This is a genomic window from Leisingera daeponensis (genome assembly GCF_019801465.1).
GTDB classification, from domain to species: domain Bacteria; phylum Pseudomonadota; class Alphaproteobacteria; order Rhodobacterales; family Rhodobacteraceae; genus Leisingera; species Leisingera daeponensis_A.
Genome location: NZ_JAHVJA010000011.1, coordinates 38,950 through 54,555 on the forward strand (window position 1 = coordinate 38,950; position 15,606 = coordinate 54,555).

The 15,606-nt window shown below is 64.6% G+C and carries 12 protein-coding genes; 4 read left to right on the forward strand and 8 right to left on the reverse strand.

The window, feature by feature from the left end; genetic code table 11:
- The first annotated feature begins 6 nt into the window (after window positions 1–6).
- Window positions 7–3,063, forward strand: a complete 3,057-nt coding sequence (locus KUV26_RS18840) for an efflux RND transporter permease subunit (RefSeq protein WP_222509539.1) — start codon at window positions 7–9, stop codon at window positions 3,061–3,063.
- Between the two features lie 262 nt (window positions 3,064–3,325).
- Here KUV26_RS18840 and KUV26_RS18845 read toward each other — a convergent pair whose 3' ends face one another.
- The 6 genes from KUV26_RS18845 to KUV26_RS18870 form a co-directional block, all read right to left on the reverse strand.
- The gene (locus tag KUV26_RS18845) at window positions 3,326–6,481 is read right to left on the reverse strand and encodes an efflux RND transporter permease subunit (RefSeq protein WP_222509540.1); all 3,156 of its coding nucleotides are present in this window, start codon (window positions 6,479–6,481) and stop codon (window positions 3,326–3,328) included.
- Between the two features lie 31 nt (window positions 6,482–6,512).
- Complete coding sequence (locus tag KUV26_RS18850) at window positions 6,513–7,709, reverse strand: efflux RND transporter periplasmic adaptor subunit (protein ID WP_222509541.1); 1,197 nt, start codon at window positions 7,707–7,709, stop codon at window positions 6,513–6,515.
- Between the two features lie 130 nt (window positions 7,710–7,839).
- The gene (locus KUV26_RS18855) at window positions 7,840–8,751 is read right to left on the reverse strand and encodes a LysR family transcriptional regulator (RefSeq protein ID WP_222509542.1); all 912 of its coding nucleotides are present in this window, start codon (window positions 8,749–8,751) and stop codon (window positions 7,840–7,842) included.
- Window positions 8,752–8,849: 98 nt separating this feature from the next.
- Window positions 8,850–9,323: a thioesterase family protein gene (locus KUV26_RS18860; protein WP_222509543.1), complete on the reverse strand. Its 474-nt coding sequence runs from the start codon at window positions 9,321–9,323 to the stop codon at window positions 8,850–8,852.
- A 167-nt stretch (window positions 9,324–9,490) separates the two neighbouring features.
- Window positions 9,491–10,123: a LysR substrate-binding domain-containing protein gene (locus KUV26_RS18865; protein ID WP_222509601.1), complete on the reverse strand. Its 633-nt coding sequence runs from the start codon at window positions 10,121–10,123 to the stop codon at window positions 9,491–9,493.
- A gap of 21 nt (window positions 10,124–10,144) precedes the next feature.
- On the reverse strand, window positions 10,145–10,393 hold the full coding sequence (locus KUV26_RS18870) for a LysR family transcriptional regulator (RefSeq protein ID WP_222509544.1): 249 nt from the start codon (window positions 10,391–10,393) through the stop codon (window positions 10,145–10,147).
- Window positions 10,394–10,434: 41 nt separating this feature from the next.
- Here KUV26_RS18870 and KUV26_RS18875 point away from each other — a divergent pair, with 41 nt between their 5' ends.
- From KUV26_RS18875 to KUV26_RS18885, 3 genes are read left to right on the forward strand one after another with little or no spacing between them, the layout of a single operon-like run.
- Window positions 10,435–11,493, forward strand: coding sequence for a TIGR03571 family LLM class oxidoreductase (locus KUV26_RS18875; RefSeq protein WP_261399985.1), 1,059 nt, complete (start codon window positions 10,435–10,437; stop codon window positions 11,491–11,493).
- 20 nt (window positions 11,494–11,513) lie between these two features.
- Entirely contained in the window at window positions 11,514–12,338 is an 825-nt protein-coding gene (locus KUV26_RS18880; RefSeq protein ID WP_222509545.1) for an aldo/keto reductase, read from the forward strand.
- Window positions 12,339–12,350: 12 nt separating this feature from the next.
- Window positions 12,351–13,547, forward strand: coding sequence for an MFS transporter (locus tag KUV26_RS18885; protein ID WP_222509546.1), 1,197 nt, complete (start codon window positions 12,351–12,353; stop codon window positions 13,545–13,547).
- Between the two features lie 75 nt (window positions 13,548–13,622).
- On the opposite strand, the gene KUV26_RS18890 is transcribed toward KUV26_RS18885, so the two are convergent.
- Both KUV26_RS18890 and KUV26_RS18895 read right to left on the reverse strand, forming a co-directional pair.
- Window positions 13,623–14,513, reverse strand: coding sequence for an amidohydrolase family protein (locus KUV26_RS18890; RefSeq protein ID WP_222509547.1), 891 nt, complete (start codon window positions 14,511–14,513; stop codon window positions 13,623–13,625).
- Window positions 14,510–15,514, reverse strand: a complete 1,005-nt coding sequence (locus KUV26_RS18895; RefSeq protein ID WP_222509548.1) for an ester cyclase — start codon at window positions 15,512–15,514, stop codon at window positions 14,510–14,512. Before KUV26_RS18895 ends, KUV26_RS18890 begins: the two co-directional genes overlap by 4 nt.
- Window positions 15,515–15,606: the final 92 nt, after the last annotated feature.

A 15,606-nucleotide genomic window follows, 5' to 3' on the forward strand; every position in this document is an offset into this window, starting at 1 on the left:
ACCCTGATGGACATTTCACGCGGGTCGATCAACCGGCCGCTCTACACTTGGATCATCATGCTGGCTGCGCTGCTCGGCGGGATCTGGGGCTTTTTGAACCTGGGCCGCCTCGAAGATCCGGCCTTCACTATCAAATCCGCTGTCATTTCGACCCAGTACCCCGGCGCCAGCAGCGCACAGGTCGCGCTGGAAGTCTCTGAACCGCTGGAATCGGCGATCCAGAAGATGGGTGAGGTGAAATTGATCACCTCGGTGAACCGTCCCGGCCATTCGCTGATCGAAGTGGAGATGCAGGACACCTATGACGGCACCGAACTGCCGGCAATCTGGACCAAGCTGCGCGCTGAAATCCGCGATGCTGCCCGCATGCTGCCCGACGGGGTCAGCGAACCCTTCGTCAATGACGGATTCGGCGATGTGTTCGGCCTGTTCTATGCGGTCACCGCGGAAGGCTATACCGACGCCGAAAAACATGAGCTTGCCACCTTTCTGCGGCGCGAGCTGCTGACGGTGGACGGGGTTGCCGATGTGGAAATCGCGGGCTTGCCGCAAGAGGCGGTCTTTGTCGAACCCAAGTTGGCGGTTGCGGTCAATCAGAACATCCCGATCGACGCGATCAACAACGCGCTTGCCAACGCCAACTCGGTCCGGTCCGCAGGCAGCCTGGATGCCGGGCCGTCCGAAACCCGGCTGAACGCGCCGGAAGGCTCAGACTCGGTGAGCGAGATCCAGGGCCTTGCCATCGGCTCGCAGGGTGAGGTCGTCAACGTGATCGACATGGCGGACGTTCACCGCGGCCGCATCGACGACCCGGATCTGATCATCCGTTTCGACGGGGTCGAGGCCTTCACCCTCGGCATCGCCGGGCTGGCCTCCGAAAACATCGTCGAGGTGGGCAAGAGCGTCGACGCCAAACTGGCAGCGCTGGACAGCCGGATCCCCTATGGCGTCAGCCTGGAACCGGTCTACCAGCAGCATGTGGTGGTAGAGCAGGCCTCCAACGACTTTCTGGTCAACTTGGCAATGTCGGTGACCATCGTGGTGGTGGTGCTGGCGCTGTTCATGGGCTGGCGCGCCGCGGTGGTGGTGGGCAGCACCCTCCTGCTGACGGTGGTGGGCACGCTGTTCTTCATGAACCTGTTTTCGATCGAGATGGAACGGATTTCACTCGGCGCCCTGATCATCGCGATGGGCATGCTGGTGGATAACGCCATTGTGGTGGCCGAGGGGATGCAGATCGCCATGCTGCGCGGCCGCAGCTCCCGGGAAGCGGCCCATGACGCGGCCTCGAAGACGCAGATCCCGCTGCTGGGCGCCACCGTCATCGGCATTATGGCCTTTGCCGGCATCGGTCTCAGCCCCGATGCCTCGGGCGAGTTCCTGTTCTCATTGTTTGCCGTCATCGCCATCTCGCTGCTGCTCAGCTGGCTCTTGGCGCTGACCGCCACGCCGCTGCTGGGCCATTATTTCTTCAAACAGGGCAAGGAAGGCGGCAAGGACGCCTATGACGGCATCCTGTTCCGCACCTACGGCACCATCCTGCGGATGTCGCTGAAGCTGCGCTGGCTGGTGGTTGCAGGCCTCGTGGGCATCACTGCGGTGTGTTTCATCGGCTTCGGACAGGTCCGGCAGCAGTTTTTCCCGGACTCCAACACGCCTCTGTTCTTCGTCCACTACAAGCTGCCGCAGGGCACCTCGATCCAAACGACATCGGACCATCTCAAGGTGTTCGAGGACTGGCTGGCCGAACGTGACGACGTGGTCTCGGTGGCCTCTTTCACCGGCCAGGGCGCCACCCGCTTCATGCTGACCTATTCTGCGGAAAAGCCGAACCCCAGCTACGGCCACCTGATCATCCGCACCGAAAGCCTCGCTGCGATCCCGCTCTTGCAGGCTGACCTCGAAGCTTTCGGCCAGGTGCAGTTCCCCGAGGGCGAGTTCCGCACCAAGCGGCTGGTCTTCGGCCCGGGCGGCGGCGACCCGATCCAGGCGCGCTTCTCCGGCCCCGACCCGCGCGTCCTGCGCCAGCTGGGCGAGGAAGCCATCCAACGGCTGGAAGCCGCATCGCCCAACATCCTGATGCCGCGCCACGACTGGCGCGAGCAGGAGGTTGCGCTGAAACCGGTCTATGCCACCGACCGCGCCCAGACCGCCGGTGTCACCCGCGAAAACATTGCCGACGCGCTGCAGTTTTCCACCGACGGGCTGCAGGTCGGCGTCTTCCGCGAGCGCGACCGCCTGATCCCCATCGTGGTGCGCCGTGCGCCTGAAGAGGCTTACAACATCTACGACCAGGTGGTGTTCTCCTCCTCCGCCGGCCGTTTCGTGCCGCTGGAGCAGATGATCGACGGCATCGAAGTGGTGGTGGAGAACACGCTCGTTCACCGCCGCGACCGGGTGCCGACCCTGACCGTCGGCGCCGACATTCCGCCGGACATGACCGCCGCCACCGTCTTTGCCGAGGTACAGGAAGCCATCGAGACAATGAAGATCCCGGCCGGATACATGATGGAATGGGGCGGCGAGCACGAAAGTTCAGGCGACGCCAACGAGTCCCTAGGCAAACAGCTGCCGGTGACGCTGCTGATCATGGTGCTGATTTCGGTGCTGCTGTTCAACGCTCTGCGCCAGCCGGTGATCATCTGGCTCTTGGTGCCGATGTCGGTGAACGGCGTGGTGATCGGGCTTCTGGGCACCGGCTTCCCCTTCACCTTCACCGCGCTTCTGGGCCTGCTCAGCCTGTCGGGAATGCTGATCAAGAACGGCATCGTGCTGGTCGAGGAAATCGACCTGGTGCGCGAAACCGGCAAGCCGCTGCGCGAGGCCATCGTCGAGGCGTCGGTGTCGCGTCTGAGGCCGGTGATGCTGGCGGCAGTGACCACCATCCTCGGCATGGCGCCGCTGCTGACCGACGCCTTTTTTGTTTCGATGGCGATCACCATCATGGGCGGCCTCGCCTTTGCCACCGTGCTGACGCTGGTCGCAGCACCGGTCTTCTACCTGATCTTCTTCAGACGGGTTGAAGCGCAGGAAAGGAATGAAGCCCGGCATGCGCCGGCTTGAAATCCCAGGCGCCTGCAGACGTCCGCATCCGGGAGTTTCTGACGGGCCTGCGCCAACAGGCCTGCGCCGCCGGCGGATCCGGGAAAGCTGAGGCTGCTCAGATTGACCTCGCTCCCCGGGCACACCGCGCAGGCTGGCTGGGCCGGTCACACTCGCCTGCAGCCGCAGCGCGGCCTGCGGCACCCGTGTTTCGGCCCTGCCGCGAAAGCAAAGGGCCCGGCTGCGGCAGCCGGACCCTTTCAGAGCACATGGGAGGGAAGTGTCAGGTCTCCTGCCCGTCAGGACGGCCGCGGTTCCGGGTCAGCCGTGTTTCGATCCCTCGGACAATCACATAAAACACCGGGCTAAACACCAGGCCGAACACTGTGACCCCGAGCATGCCTGAAAACACCGACACGCCCAGCGACTGCCGCATCTCCGCTCCGGCGCCGGTGGCCAGCATCAGGGGCACAACCCCCAGGATGAAGGCCAGAGAGGTCATCACTATCGGCCGCAGCCGTGTCCGCGCGGCCTGCACCGCCGCCGCCCAGCGGTCCTTGCCCTCTTCCTCGGCCTGTTTTGCGAATTCGACGATCAGGATCGCGTTCTTGGAAGCCAGCGCAACCAGCACGACAAAGCCGATCTGCACCAGGATATTGTTGTCCAGCCCCGCAAGGCCCACCCCGGTGATCGCGGACAGCAAAACCATCGGCACGATCAGGATCACTGCTGCCGGCAAGGCCCAGCTCTCATACTGAGCGGCCAGCACCAGAATGACGAACAGCACCGCAAAGGCGAACACCAGCGCGGCGGTGTCGTCGGTGTTTTTCTCCTGATAGCTCAGCTCGGTCCATTCATAACCTATGCCCTGCGGCAGCACCTGAGCGGCGATCTGCTCCATCCTCTCCAGCGCCTCGGCCGAGGATACGCCGGGCATGGTCTGCCCCTGAACCGCCGCAGAAGGATACAGGTTGTAACGCGGCTGGCGCAGCGGGCCAGTGGTGTCGGAGAAGCTGGCAACAGCCCCCAGCGGCACCATCTCGCCGTTGTCGGAGCGGACCCTCAGGCGCGCGACATCATCCGCTGTTTCGCGGAACGGCGCGTCGGCCTGCACGGTCACATTGTAGGTGCGCCCGAACAGGTTGAAGTCGTTGACATAGGCCGAGCCCAGATAGACCTCCAGCGCCTCGTTGATGCGCGCGACAGGAACATTCAGCATCTCGGCGCGCTCGCGGTCGATCTCCGCCCAGACCCGGGGGGTGCCGGTATTGTATTGCGAGAAGACCGCCACCAGGCCGGGATCGGCATTGGCCGCCGCCGCCAGCGACTGCGCCGCCTGCGCCAGCGCCACGGCGCCGGCGCCGCCGGTGTCCTGAAGCACCATCTTGAATCCGCCGCCGGTGCCGATGCCCGGCACGGGCGGGGGCGCGATGACAAAAATCGCGGCTTCCTTGATTGCCGCCATGCGCCGCCGCGCCTCGCCTAGAACCGCTTGGGCGTCATACCCCTCGGCTTCGCGTTTCTCGAATGCGGTGGTGGTCAAAAAGATCACGCCTGTATTGCTTTCGGTGGTCAGCGTGGCTCCGTTCAGACCGGTGAACACAGCCGTATGCTCGACACCGTCAATATCCAGCAGCTGGCGCGTGGCATGGCGCACCACCCGGTCAGTGCGCTCCAGCGAAGAGCCCGGCGGCAGCTGCACCACGGCAATGTAATAGCCCTGGTCCTGCTGAGGAATGAAACCGCCCGGCACCTTGCCGAACTGATGATCGGTCAGCACCAGCAGCCCGCCGAACACCGCCAGCATCATCAGCGGCATCCGCACCAGCCGCCTGGTCATCCATCCATAGCCATCCGACGCGCGGTCAAAGCCTCGGTCGAACTTGCCAAGCGCCCAGACAAAGGGCCGCGCCAGCAGGCCCGGTTTGGACTCCCCATGCGGCTTCAGCAGCATCGCCGCCATCGCCGGCGACAGCGTCAGCGACACCAGCAGAGAGATCGCCGTGGCCGCGGTGATGGTCATCGCGAACTGGCGGTAGAACAGGCCGGAGATGCCAGGCACTGCCGCAGTCGGGATAAACACCGCCGCCAGCACCAGCGACACCGCTACCAGCGCGCCTGAAACCTCGCTCATGGTTTTGCGGGCGGCATCCCTGGGGGACAGCCCTTCGCGGATGTGTTTTTCAATGCCTTCGACCACGATGATCGCGTCATCGACCACGATGCCCACAGCCAGGACCAGGCCAAACAGGGACAGGTTGTTGATCGAATAGCCAAGCGCCGACAGCAGCGCGAAAGTGCCGACCAGCGATACCGGGATCGCCAGGATCGGCGTCACCGCCGCCCGCCAGGTGCCCAGGAACAGCAGCACCACCGCAATCACCAGCGCGACGGCTTCAATCATGGTGTGGACCACCGCGTCGATCGATTCCCGGATGAAACCGGTGGGGTTGTAGATCACATCGTATTCCAGCCCGTCCGGGAAGTCCGCGGCCAGACGGTCCAATGCCTCCAGCACCTCGCCGGCCGTGTTGAGCGCATTGCTGCCCGGCCGCTGGGTGATGCCGAGCGCCACCGCACTGCTGGTGTCCAGATACGCCCGCGTGCCGTAGTTGGCAGCGCCCAGTTCCACCCGGGCCACATCCCCGAGACGCACGATGCGCCCTTCCTCGCCGCGCTTTACGATGATACGGGCGAATTCCTCGGGCTTGTCCAGCCGGCCGGTGGTCTGAACCGAAACCTCAAAGGCGGACTCGGCCACTGTCGGCTGCTGATTCAGCAGGCCGGAGGAGACCTGCACGTTCTGCGACCGCATGGCCGCCAGCACCTCACCCGGAGTCATGCCCATTGCGGCGATGCGGTCAGGATCCAGCCAGACCCGCATGGAATAGTCGCGGGCGCCAAAGACGGTCACCGTGCCCACGCCGTCCAGCCGGATCAGCTCATCGCGCACCCGCTGCGCGGCACCGGTGATATACAGGTCATCGCGCGAGCCGTCGGGCGAATACATATGCGCCACCAGCAGCAGGTCGGGCGAAGCCTTCTGCGTCACCACGCCCAGCCGCCGCACCGGTTCCGGCAGGCGCGGTTCGGCAATGGCGACACGGTTCTGCACCCGCACCTGCGCCTCATCCAGGTCCGAGCCGACTTCGAATGTGGCGGTAATGGTCAGATTGCCGTCGCCGGTCGCCTGGCTGGAGAGATAAAGCATCCCCTCGACGCCATTGATCTGCTGCTCCAGCGGGGTGGCGACTGTTTCGGCGATGGTTTCCGCCGAAGCCCCGGGGTAGCGGGCGGTCACCTGCACGGTCGGCGGCGCCACCTCCGGGTATTGCGCAACCGGCAGGGTGAAATAGGCCAGCCCGCCCACGATGGTAATGAAGACCGACATCACGATCGCAAAGATCGGCCGGTCAATGAAAAACTGCGAAAATTTCATCGTCTTGTCCTCGGCGGCAGTGCCCCCGCGCCTAGCGCGAGGCCACCTGCAGCTCTTCCAGCTCGGCAACCCGGGCGGTCACCGTCGCGCCGGGCCCCACCATGTGCAGCCCGTCGACCACCACCAGTTCATCCGCCTCGATGCCGGTCACGCTGCGCAGCCCGCTGCGGCGCTCACCCAGTGTAATTGCGCGGCGCGAAACCGTGCCGCCGGCGTCCACCACCCAGACGAACTTCTCCGCCTGGTCGGAACCGATGGCGCGTTCGGGAATGAACACCCGCGGCACGCCGCTTGCGGTTGTCAGGCGCAGCCGCCCGAACATGCCCGGCACCAGCGCACCCGTCTCATTCTCCAGCACCGCGCGGCCGCGGATGGTGCCGGTAGCGCTGTCAATACGGTTGTCGATGAAATCGACTTTGCCCGTATGGCCGAAATCCGTTTCGCCGTTCAGGCTGACCGCAACCGGCGCGGCATTCAGAAAGGCGCGGATGTCCCCGTCGGCAGCGCTGCGCTGATAGTTCAGCAGCTGCTGCTCGGTGGCATCAAACACGAAATGGATTGGATCGATCGAGACAATTGTGGTCAGCGCGGGACCGGCGGCGCCGGCCGAAATCAGGTTGCCCGCATTCACCGCATCATCGGAGATACGGCCGCTGACAGGGGCGTGGATACGAGAGAACTCCAGATCCAGCCGCGCCCGCTCCACCGCAGCCTCAGCTCCGGTGATGGCCGCCTTGGCGGCCGCCGCGGCCTGCTGAGCGCTGTCCAGCGACGAGCGGCTGGCGTGGCCACGGTCGCTCAGCTTGCTTTGCCGCTCCAGTTCGACGTTGGCCAGCTTCAGGGCCGCGCGGGCCTCGGCCAGCCGCGCTTCCGCCTCGGCCAGCACGGTTTCAAACGGTCGCGGATCAATGGTGAACAGCAGATCGCCCTTTTCCACGATCTGGCCCGGCTCGAAATGCACGGCGGTCAGCTGGCCGGACACCCGGGCGCGTACCGCCACCTCGTCCACCGCCTCGAAACGGCCGGTGAATTCGTCGAATTCCGAAACCTCGCGGATTGCGGCACGGACAACCCCGACCTCGGGTGCGGGCATGGCCGCCGGTGGAGCAGAGGCCTCTGCCGCGGTTGCAAATTGCAGCAGTCCGGGCTGACCGGCGCCGTACCAGGCCCCGCCGGCGGCCAACAAGGCAAGAGCTGCACCGGCAGAGAGCGATTTCGTCTTTTTCATTTTCCATTCCTCAGGCCAAGGGCCGCAACATGACGATTGAGGAAGGAAATAAGGGCCGCGCGGCGGCGGCTGTACCGGACTGGCAAGACGCTCACTATTTCCCGTCAGGACATAATGAGCGTAACCCAGTTCACAGATGCAGTTCCTCCGGGGACGGAGGGTTGGCAACGAGGAAGTCGACGAACGCCCTGATTCGCGGCGCAATCAAGCGCCGTTCGCGGTAAACCACCCGGAAAGCGAAGTCTTCGACTTGGCAATCCGGCAGGATTTCCACCAGTTTCCCTTCGGCGATGGCAGCGCGGGCGATCTGTCCCGGCAGCTGGACGATGCCGATTCCCACCGACCCTGCGTAGCTCAGGGCATCCACACTGTTGACCACCAGGACAGGATCGAATTGCAGCTGGATGATTTCGCCGCCGGACCTGAACTGGAACGGTGTCAGCCGGCCTGAATTGCGGCCGCGGTAATAAATCGCCCTGTGGCCGGCAAGATCCGCCACTGTTTCCGGTTTGCCCGTGCGCTCCAGGTACCGCGGTGCCGCGCAGGTGACGATATTGTCGGAATACAGCTTTCGGGCGATCAGATCCGGGCTGCTGCCCAGGTTCCCCGCGCGCACCGCGACATCGACGCCTTCGGCGGCCAGATCCACCACCCGGTCATCAAAGACCAGTTCCACGTCGACATTGCGGTAGCGGCACATGAAGGCCAGCACCCGCTGGGTCATCCACAAGCGCCCGACCGAATCCGAGGCGGAGATCACCAGACGCCCGCGCGGGTCCTCGACGCTGTCCATGATCTCGCTTTTCAGCGTCTCGGCTTCCTCCAGCACGCGCTTGGCGCCTTCCAGGAACCGCTCGCCTTCGCTGGTCCGAGACACCGCGCGGGTAGTGCGGGTGAACAGCTTGGCACCGATTTTGCCTTCCAGCCGCCGGACCGCCTTGGACACGGAAGAGGTGGTCAGCCCCATCGTCCGAGCGGCTTCAGCAAAACTGCCTGCCTCGGCAACCCGGACGCAAATCCGCAATTCGTTGAGGTCATCCACCTTGCAAACCCCTGCTTGAAATCCCCCGGACCGTAGCCGAAGCCCCGGTCAGTGTCACTGCACCCCCGGACAAGCAGCACCCCAGCCTGCCGCCCGGATTACAATTGCTTGAAAGGACGGGACCGCAGCCGGTGCCAGGAAGCGGGAGAGGCATCGTCCCTGGCCGCTTCCAGCCGCTTTTGAATTTCATCAGGCATCGGTACGGCATGCGGCTGCGGCTGTTGCTGCACATGCAGTTCCATGAACTCCCCGATGCAAACCTCCGCACCGCGTGAGGTCATAATCATCTGGAGGTGAAAACGCTTGCTGTCGGAGGCCAAAACATGAGTGGTGACCAGCAGAGGCTCTGCCTCCCGCACCTCCCGCAAGTAAAACTTGTGGTCTTCGATCAGGTAGATCGTACACCCCGTTCTCTTGCGGTAGGCTGCGTCAAACCCGACTGCATCCTGCAGCGCATCCACGGCATGACTGAACACAAACCCGTAATAGGCGTCCTGCATATGCCCGTTGTAGTCAATCCAGTCCGGCTGGACCTTTGTCTGATAAAGAAAAGGCATCTTCTTCTCATCCACCCTCTATCGGCCGGTGCGCCTCGCATTCACAATCACAGCCTTTAACCCGGCTGCAATGCGGCCGTCAGGCTATTGCAAATCACCGCAGCCACGGTAATCCGCCTGCTCAGCCGCCGACAAGAGCGTCACGCTCTCTGCGCGCGCATGCGGGGCAAGCCACACGGGAGCTAGCCCGCCAGGAAGGCCCGCAGCTGAGGCGTCACAAAATCGAGAAAGGCGCGCACCCGGTTGGGAACCCGCTCGCCGCCCAGAAACAGGGCATGGACGTCCTCCGTATCGCCTTCGGTGGCGGCGGGCAGAACCTCAATCAGCCGCCCGGCCCGCAAATCGTCGCGCGCATGGAACTCCCCAATCCGCGCCAGTCCCAGTCCCGCCACGGCCATTCGCCGGACCGTTTCGCCGTTGTTGGCAATCAGCGGCCCCTCAACGATCCGGTCAACGATGCGCCCGCTGTCGCGCAGCGGCCAGACCGCGTTCGCCCGGCGGAAATTGAACCCCAGGCAAGCATGATCCGCCAGATCGTCAATCCCGGCAGGCGTGCCCCTCTCCGCCAGATATGACGGCGCGGCGACGATCATCCGCTTGGCGCTGCCCAGCCGGATGGCCGTCATCCCGGAATCCTGAAGCGGCCCGACCCGGAAGGCAACATCCGTCCGGTCGAGGTACAGGTCGACAATTTCGTCCGACAGCGACAGGTCGATGGTGATGCGCGGAAACTTCGCCCAGAAGCCGGCCAGAAGCGGCTCAATCCCCAGCTGCCCGAAGCCTACCGAACTGCTGACCCTGACCCGTCCTGCCAGGCCGGCGGATCCTTGGGCAACCTAACGTTCGATCTCGTCCATCCCGGCAATCAGCACCCGGCTGCGCTCGTAATAGACGCGCCCTTCGTCGGTCAGCGACAACCGCCGGGTTGAGCGCTCCAGCAGCCGAACCCCCAGCCGTTCCTCGACCCGGCCGATCAGCTTGCTGACGGTGGACGGCGTCATCCGCATCATCCGTGCCGCCTCCGAAAAACTGCCGCTGTCGACCACCTGCAGAAACACCTGCATTTCCCCCGCCCGGTTGTCCATAGCGTTGCCTCTTGTGAACCTGTTTCACAGATAATGTGGAGATGCGTGGCGTTATCAAGGTGCCGGGCGCCGATTATCTGGCCTTTCGTAAACGCGGGCAACGCAATGGCGAGAGCATGAAACCCAAGACATCCCTTGATCTGATCCGCAAACCGGACCGCTTAACATTGGGCATTGAACTGCCCCTCGACAACGATTGGTCGCCCCAGGGCATCCGCCGGCGCGAGGCCAGCGGCCGCCCGTCCGGCGTGCCCGATCTGAGCGCCCAGGCAGAGCTGCTGCGCCGGGTGGACGAACTGGGTTTTGCCGCCATCTGGGCGCGCGATGTGCCGGTGTTCGACAGTGTCGGCATGGGCGATGCGGGCTCGGTTTACGACGTGTTCGCTCTGCTGGGGTTCTTGGCCGGGATCACCCGCAACGTGGCGCTTGGCACCGCCGCAGTGGTGCTGCCGATCCGGCATCCGATGATGACGGCCAAAGCCGCAGCCTCGATCGACGCCTTGTCAGGCGGACGGCTGATCCTGGGCGTTGCCTCGGGCGACCGGCCTGTGGAATACCCGCTGCTGGGCCTCGACTTCGAGGCCCGCGGTGAGGACTTCCGCAAGGCAGCGGATTACCTGCGTGCAGCCTGGCAGCCCGGCGGCCTGCCCTTTGACGGCGGCCGGATCCGCGAATACGACCTGCTGCCCCGCCCTGAGCAAAGGACGATCCCCGTAGTGGCAGCTGGTCAGGCACGCCAATCCGACGGCTGGCTGGCCGCCAACATGGACGGCCGGTTCGTCTATCCCGGCGGCGTCGGGCGGATGACTGCGCAGACCGCGGCCTGGCACGACGCGACGCAGGGGCGCGGCGCCTTCATCTCGGCCTTCCATCTGGACCTGCTGGCCGATGCCGGGGCCCCCAATGAGCCGGTCCGGTTCGGCGGCCGCATGGGGCGCAAGGCGCTGATCAGCCTGTTCCGGCGCTACGCTGCGGCCGGCGTGGACCATATCGCGGTGAACCTGCGGCAGTCGGCCCGGCCGCTGCCGGAAGTTCTGGACGAACTCGCGTCGGAAGTCCTTCCGGCGCTGGACAACAGCAAGGCGGCACAGGCCGCCTGACAATCCCCAAAGAGGAAACGATGCAGACTGTCAAATCCAACGGTTTCGAAATCCCCGCCCTCGGCTTCGGCGTCTTCCGCATGTCGGACGAGGAAATCGCCAAGGTGATCCCCGCGGCGCTGGAGGCGGGCTTCCGCCATTTCGACAGCGCCCAGATCTACAAGAACGAGGCCGCGCTGGGGAAGGCGCTGGAACAAACCGGCGTCAGCCGGGACGAAATCTTCCTGACCACCAAGGTCTGGGCCGACCAGTACGCGCCGGAGAAATTTGCAGCCTCGGTCGGCGAAAGCCTGGAAAAACTGCGGGTGAACAATGCCGACCTGCTCCTTTTGCACTGGCCGGGCGACGAGGTGCCGGTGGCCGAGCAGGTGGCGATGCTGAACGAGGTGCGGGCCGCAGGCAAGACCCGGCTGATCGGCGTCAGCAACCAGAACGCATCGCAGATGCGCGAGTCGGTGGAATACTCCGCCGCCCCCATCGTCACCAACCAGATCGAGGTGCACCCTTATCTGAACCAGTCCGCCGTGGCCCCCGCCGCGGCAGAGCTGGATGTGGCCATCACCGGCTATTACGGCATGGCCGACGGCGCCGTTCCAAAGGACCCGCTGCTGCAGAAAATCGGCGCGCAATACGGCAAGACCGCTGCCCAGGCAGCGCTGCGATGGGTCATCCAGCAGGGGTTCATCGCACTGTCCAAGACGGCCAACCCCGCCCGCGCCGCTGAAAACGCGGCGATTTTCGACTTCACTCTCTCTGACGAAGACATGGACGCCATCCACGGGCTTGCCCGCCCGGACGGCCGCATCGTCAGCCCCGAAAACCTCTCTCCCGTCTGGGACGCATAAGGAATATCCGTCATGTCGGCGACAAACACGCAACCGGAGGCCCGCTCCGGCTGGATCCTGCTGGCGCTGGCCATCGGCGCCTTCGGCATCGGCACCACCGAATTCTCGCCCATGGGCCTGCTGCCCGTGATCGCAGAAGGGGTCGATGTCTCCATCCCCAGCGCTGGCCTGCTGGTCAGCGCCTATGCCATCGGCGTCATGGCGGGCGCCCCCATCATGACCCTGGTCTTCAGCCGCCTCGGCAAGCGCGCGGCGCTGATGGCGCTGATGGGCATCTTTACCTTCGGCAACATCCTGTCGGCGCTGTCACCGGATTACTGGACGCTGCTGGCGTCCCGGCTGGTCACGTCGCTGAACCACGGCGCCTTCTTTGGCCTGGGCGCGGTTGTTGCCGCCAGCGTGGTGCCCAGGGACAAGAAGGCCAGCGCCGTTGCCACCATGTTCATGGGCCTGACCATCGCCAATGTCGGCGGCGTTCCGGCGGCCACCTGGCTGGGCCAGCAGATCGGCTGGCGGATGGCCTTTGCCGGGACAGCGATGCTGGGCGTCATCGCCATCGCAGCGCTTTGGAGCGCCCTGCCCAAGGGGGATCCGGGCCAGCGCCCCGAGGTGATGAAGGAGCTGCGCGTTCTGACCCGTGCGCCGGTTCTGATCGCCATGGCCACCACGGTGATGGGCTCTGCCGCGCTGTTCGGCGTCTATACCTATGTCGCCCCGGTCCTGCAGGAGCTGACCCAGGCGTCCGAGACCTATGTCACGATGATGCTTGTTCTGATCGGCGTCGGATTTACCATCGGCAACTGGCTGGGCGGCCGCCTGGCGGACTGGTCGCTGGACGGGGCAACCATCCTGTTCCTGGCCGCAGCCGCCGCGGTCAGCTTTGCGATGCCGCTGGCGATCGGCACCCATGCGGGCGCGGCCATCGTGCTGCTGGTCTGGGGCGCGGCCGCCTTTGCGATGGTTCCCCCGGTGCAGACCCGGGTGATGATCGCCGCCGCCGAGGCTCCGGGCCTGGCTTCTTCGATCAACGTCGGCGCCTTCAACTTCGGCAACGCCGTGGGCGCCGCTGCCGGCGGCTGGGTGATCCACGCAGGCTATGGTTATGGCGCGGTGCCGGTCGCGGCGGGTCTGATGGCAGCTGCGGGTGTGCTGCTGGTGCTGGCCGGACGGGCGCGCGGCACCGGCCAGGAGTTCGCTGCGGGCGCCTGATCCCGCGCCAGCTTCCGCCTGAACAAAGGCCTGCCGTGTCAACCGCGGCAGGCCTTCGCAATTCTAGGCCTGCGATCAGGCCGCAGCCGCTGTCAGACCATAGAAGCTGGCAGCATTGCCGCGGAACACCGCAGCTTGCATCTCTGCGGGAACCAGCCCGCGATAAGCCCCCGCCAGCGTACGGTAGCCCGAATACAGCTTGTCGACCGGAAAGTTCGACCCGAACATCACCCTGCCGGTGCCGAACTGCTCCAGGCAGGTCTCGACGATGGGGCGGATGCTGTCCGCTGTCCAGTCATGCTCGAACATGCCCAAACCGGACAGCTTGCAGGTGACATGGGGCAGGCCCGAGAGGTGCTTCAGCTCCTCCGCCCATACAGTCAGCCCGGCGGAAGAGCGGTCATGCGGCGACCCTGCGTGGCACAGAGCAACCCTGGTGTCCGGTGCCAGGGCCAGAACCCTCGCGGTCTTTTCCATCAGTTCCGGAACCAGCTGCAGGTCAAAGCTCAACCCCCGCCGCCCGGCGTCCTGCAGCCCGGCCAGAAACCGCGGGTCATCCAGCAGCGCATTGGTGCCGGTTTGCGCGTCTTCGCCCGGCGCGCGGCCCACGATCTGGCGCACGCCGCGCACCGTCGGCAGGCTTTGGAACTGGTCGAGCTGCTGCGCCAGATCGGGTGCGGTCAGATCGCAGAACACCACCTGCGCCATCGGCCAGTCCGGATTGCGCTCCGCCACCGACTGCAGCCAGCGCGCCTCCGCCAGACCGTCCTCCGCCCCTACCTGTATATGCACCGAGGCCGCAAAGCCTTCGGCTGCGGCCTCGGCGCGGAATTCCTCCAGCAAATAGTCCCGCTGGATCGGGGCCGGATCACCAAAGAACCGCTTCTCGCCTTTCGCCATCAACCACGGATACCGCACCGCCCCCAGATCCCACAGGTGATGATGCGCATCGATCCATCCGCTCATGAGCGCGGCACCTCTGCCATGCGGGCCAGAATATCGACGCCCTGCTGCTTCCAGAAATGCAGAAGGTCGATAAAGATCCAGTTCTCGGCCAGCTTGCCGCCATCCCGGCGGTAGATGTCGATCACCCGGAACTCGCCTGCCTTTTCCGATGCGGGCATGCCCATGAACCCGCCTGTCGGGCGGGCGGTGAAATTCGGCCAGCCGAAGAAGCCGCCGTAATGTCCCTCGGCCAGGCGGCAGATGTGCTTGGTCTTGGAACGATCTGTGAAGCCCGCGCGGAACGGCCCCGAGTGCTGCTTGGCATAGCGTCCGATCGTATAGGTGGCGCCGATCCCTGCCGGACCCCACCAGATCATGTCCTCGGCCCAGGTGCGGCGCAGCTCGTCCTCCAGGCTCAGCCCGCTTTTCCACTGCCCGAGGTCGGAGATCATCGCGTTGATCGCAGCCAGGGTCTTTTCGCCCTCGTCCGCAGGCTGCGCATCGAACATCAGCCCGTCATGCGTCATCGGACCCGGCTGCACCAGATGCGCGGCGGTCTGGGGCGGGAACGGCTGCAAGCCTGCCTGCATCATCAGATGGGGGATGTCGAAGTACATCGCCGTTTCGGTGATCTTGCCGTCTTCGACCTTGTTGAACTCGCAATACCGCAGGAACGCCATCTTCCCGGTCGGTGCAATTCCCAGCCACGGCGCATCGAACAGCCCCATAAGATGCCCCATCGACACCACCCAGACAGAGTTAAAGCCGTCCATCTCATTGGCCCCGGCCATGAAAATGTCCTGCCTCCGCTGCATGTGCTTCAGCGCCGCGCGCAAGGGTTTCCAGAACACATCGGCAACCGCTTCCGCACCCTGCTGCTCATTGAATGGATGGTAGCCGCGCCAGATATGATTCGAGGTGCAGTACCGTGCAAGCACCTCGCCTGCTTGCCCTGAATCCGACCTGTCGAGATCGGCGTAAAGGTTTCGGACCATTTGCTTTTCCACTGAAAAGTCAGGCATGGGAAGTTGCTCCTTGCATACGTCTGCAAAAAAGTCTTGCCAAAAAGTCACCTATAAGTCTACCCTCCTTGCAATCGTATGCAAAATGCCCA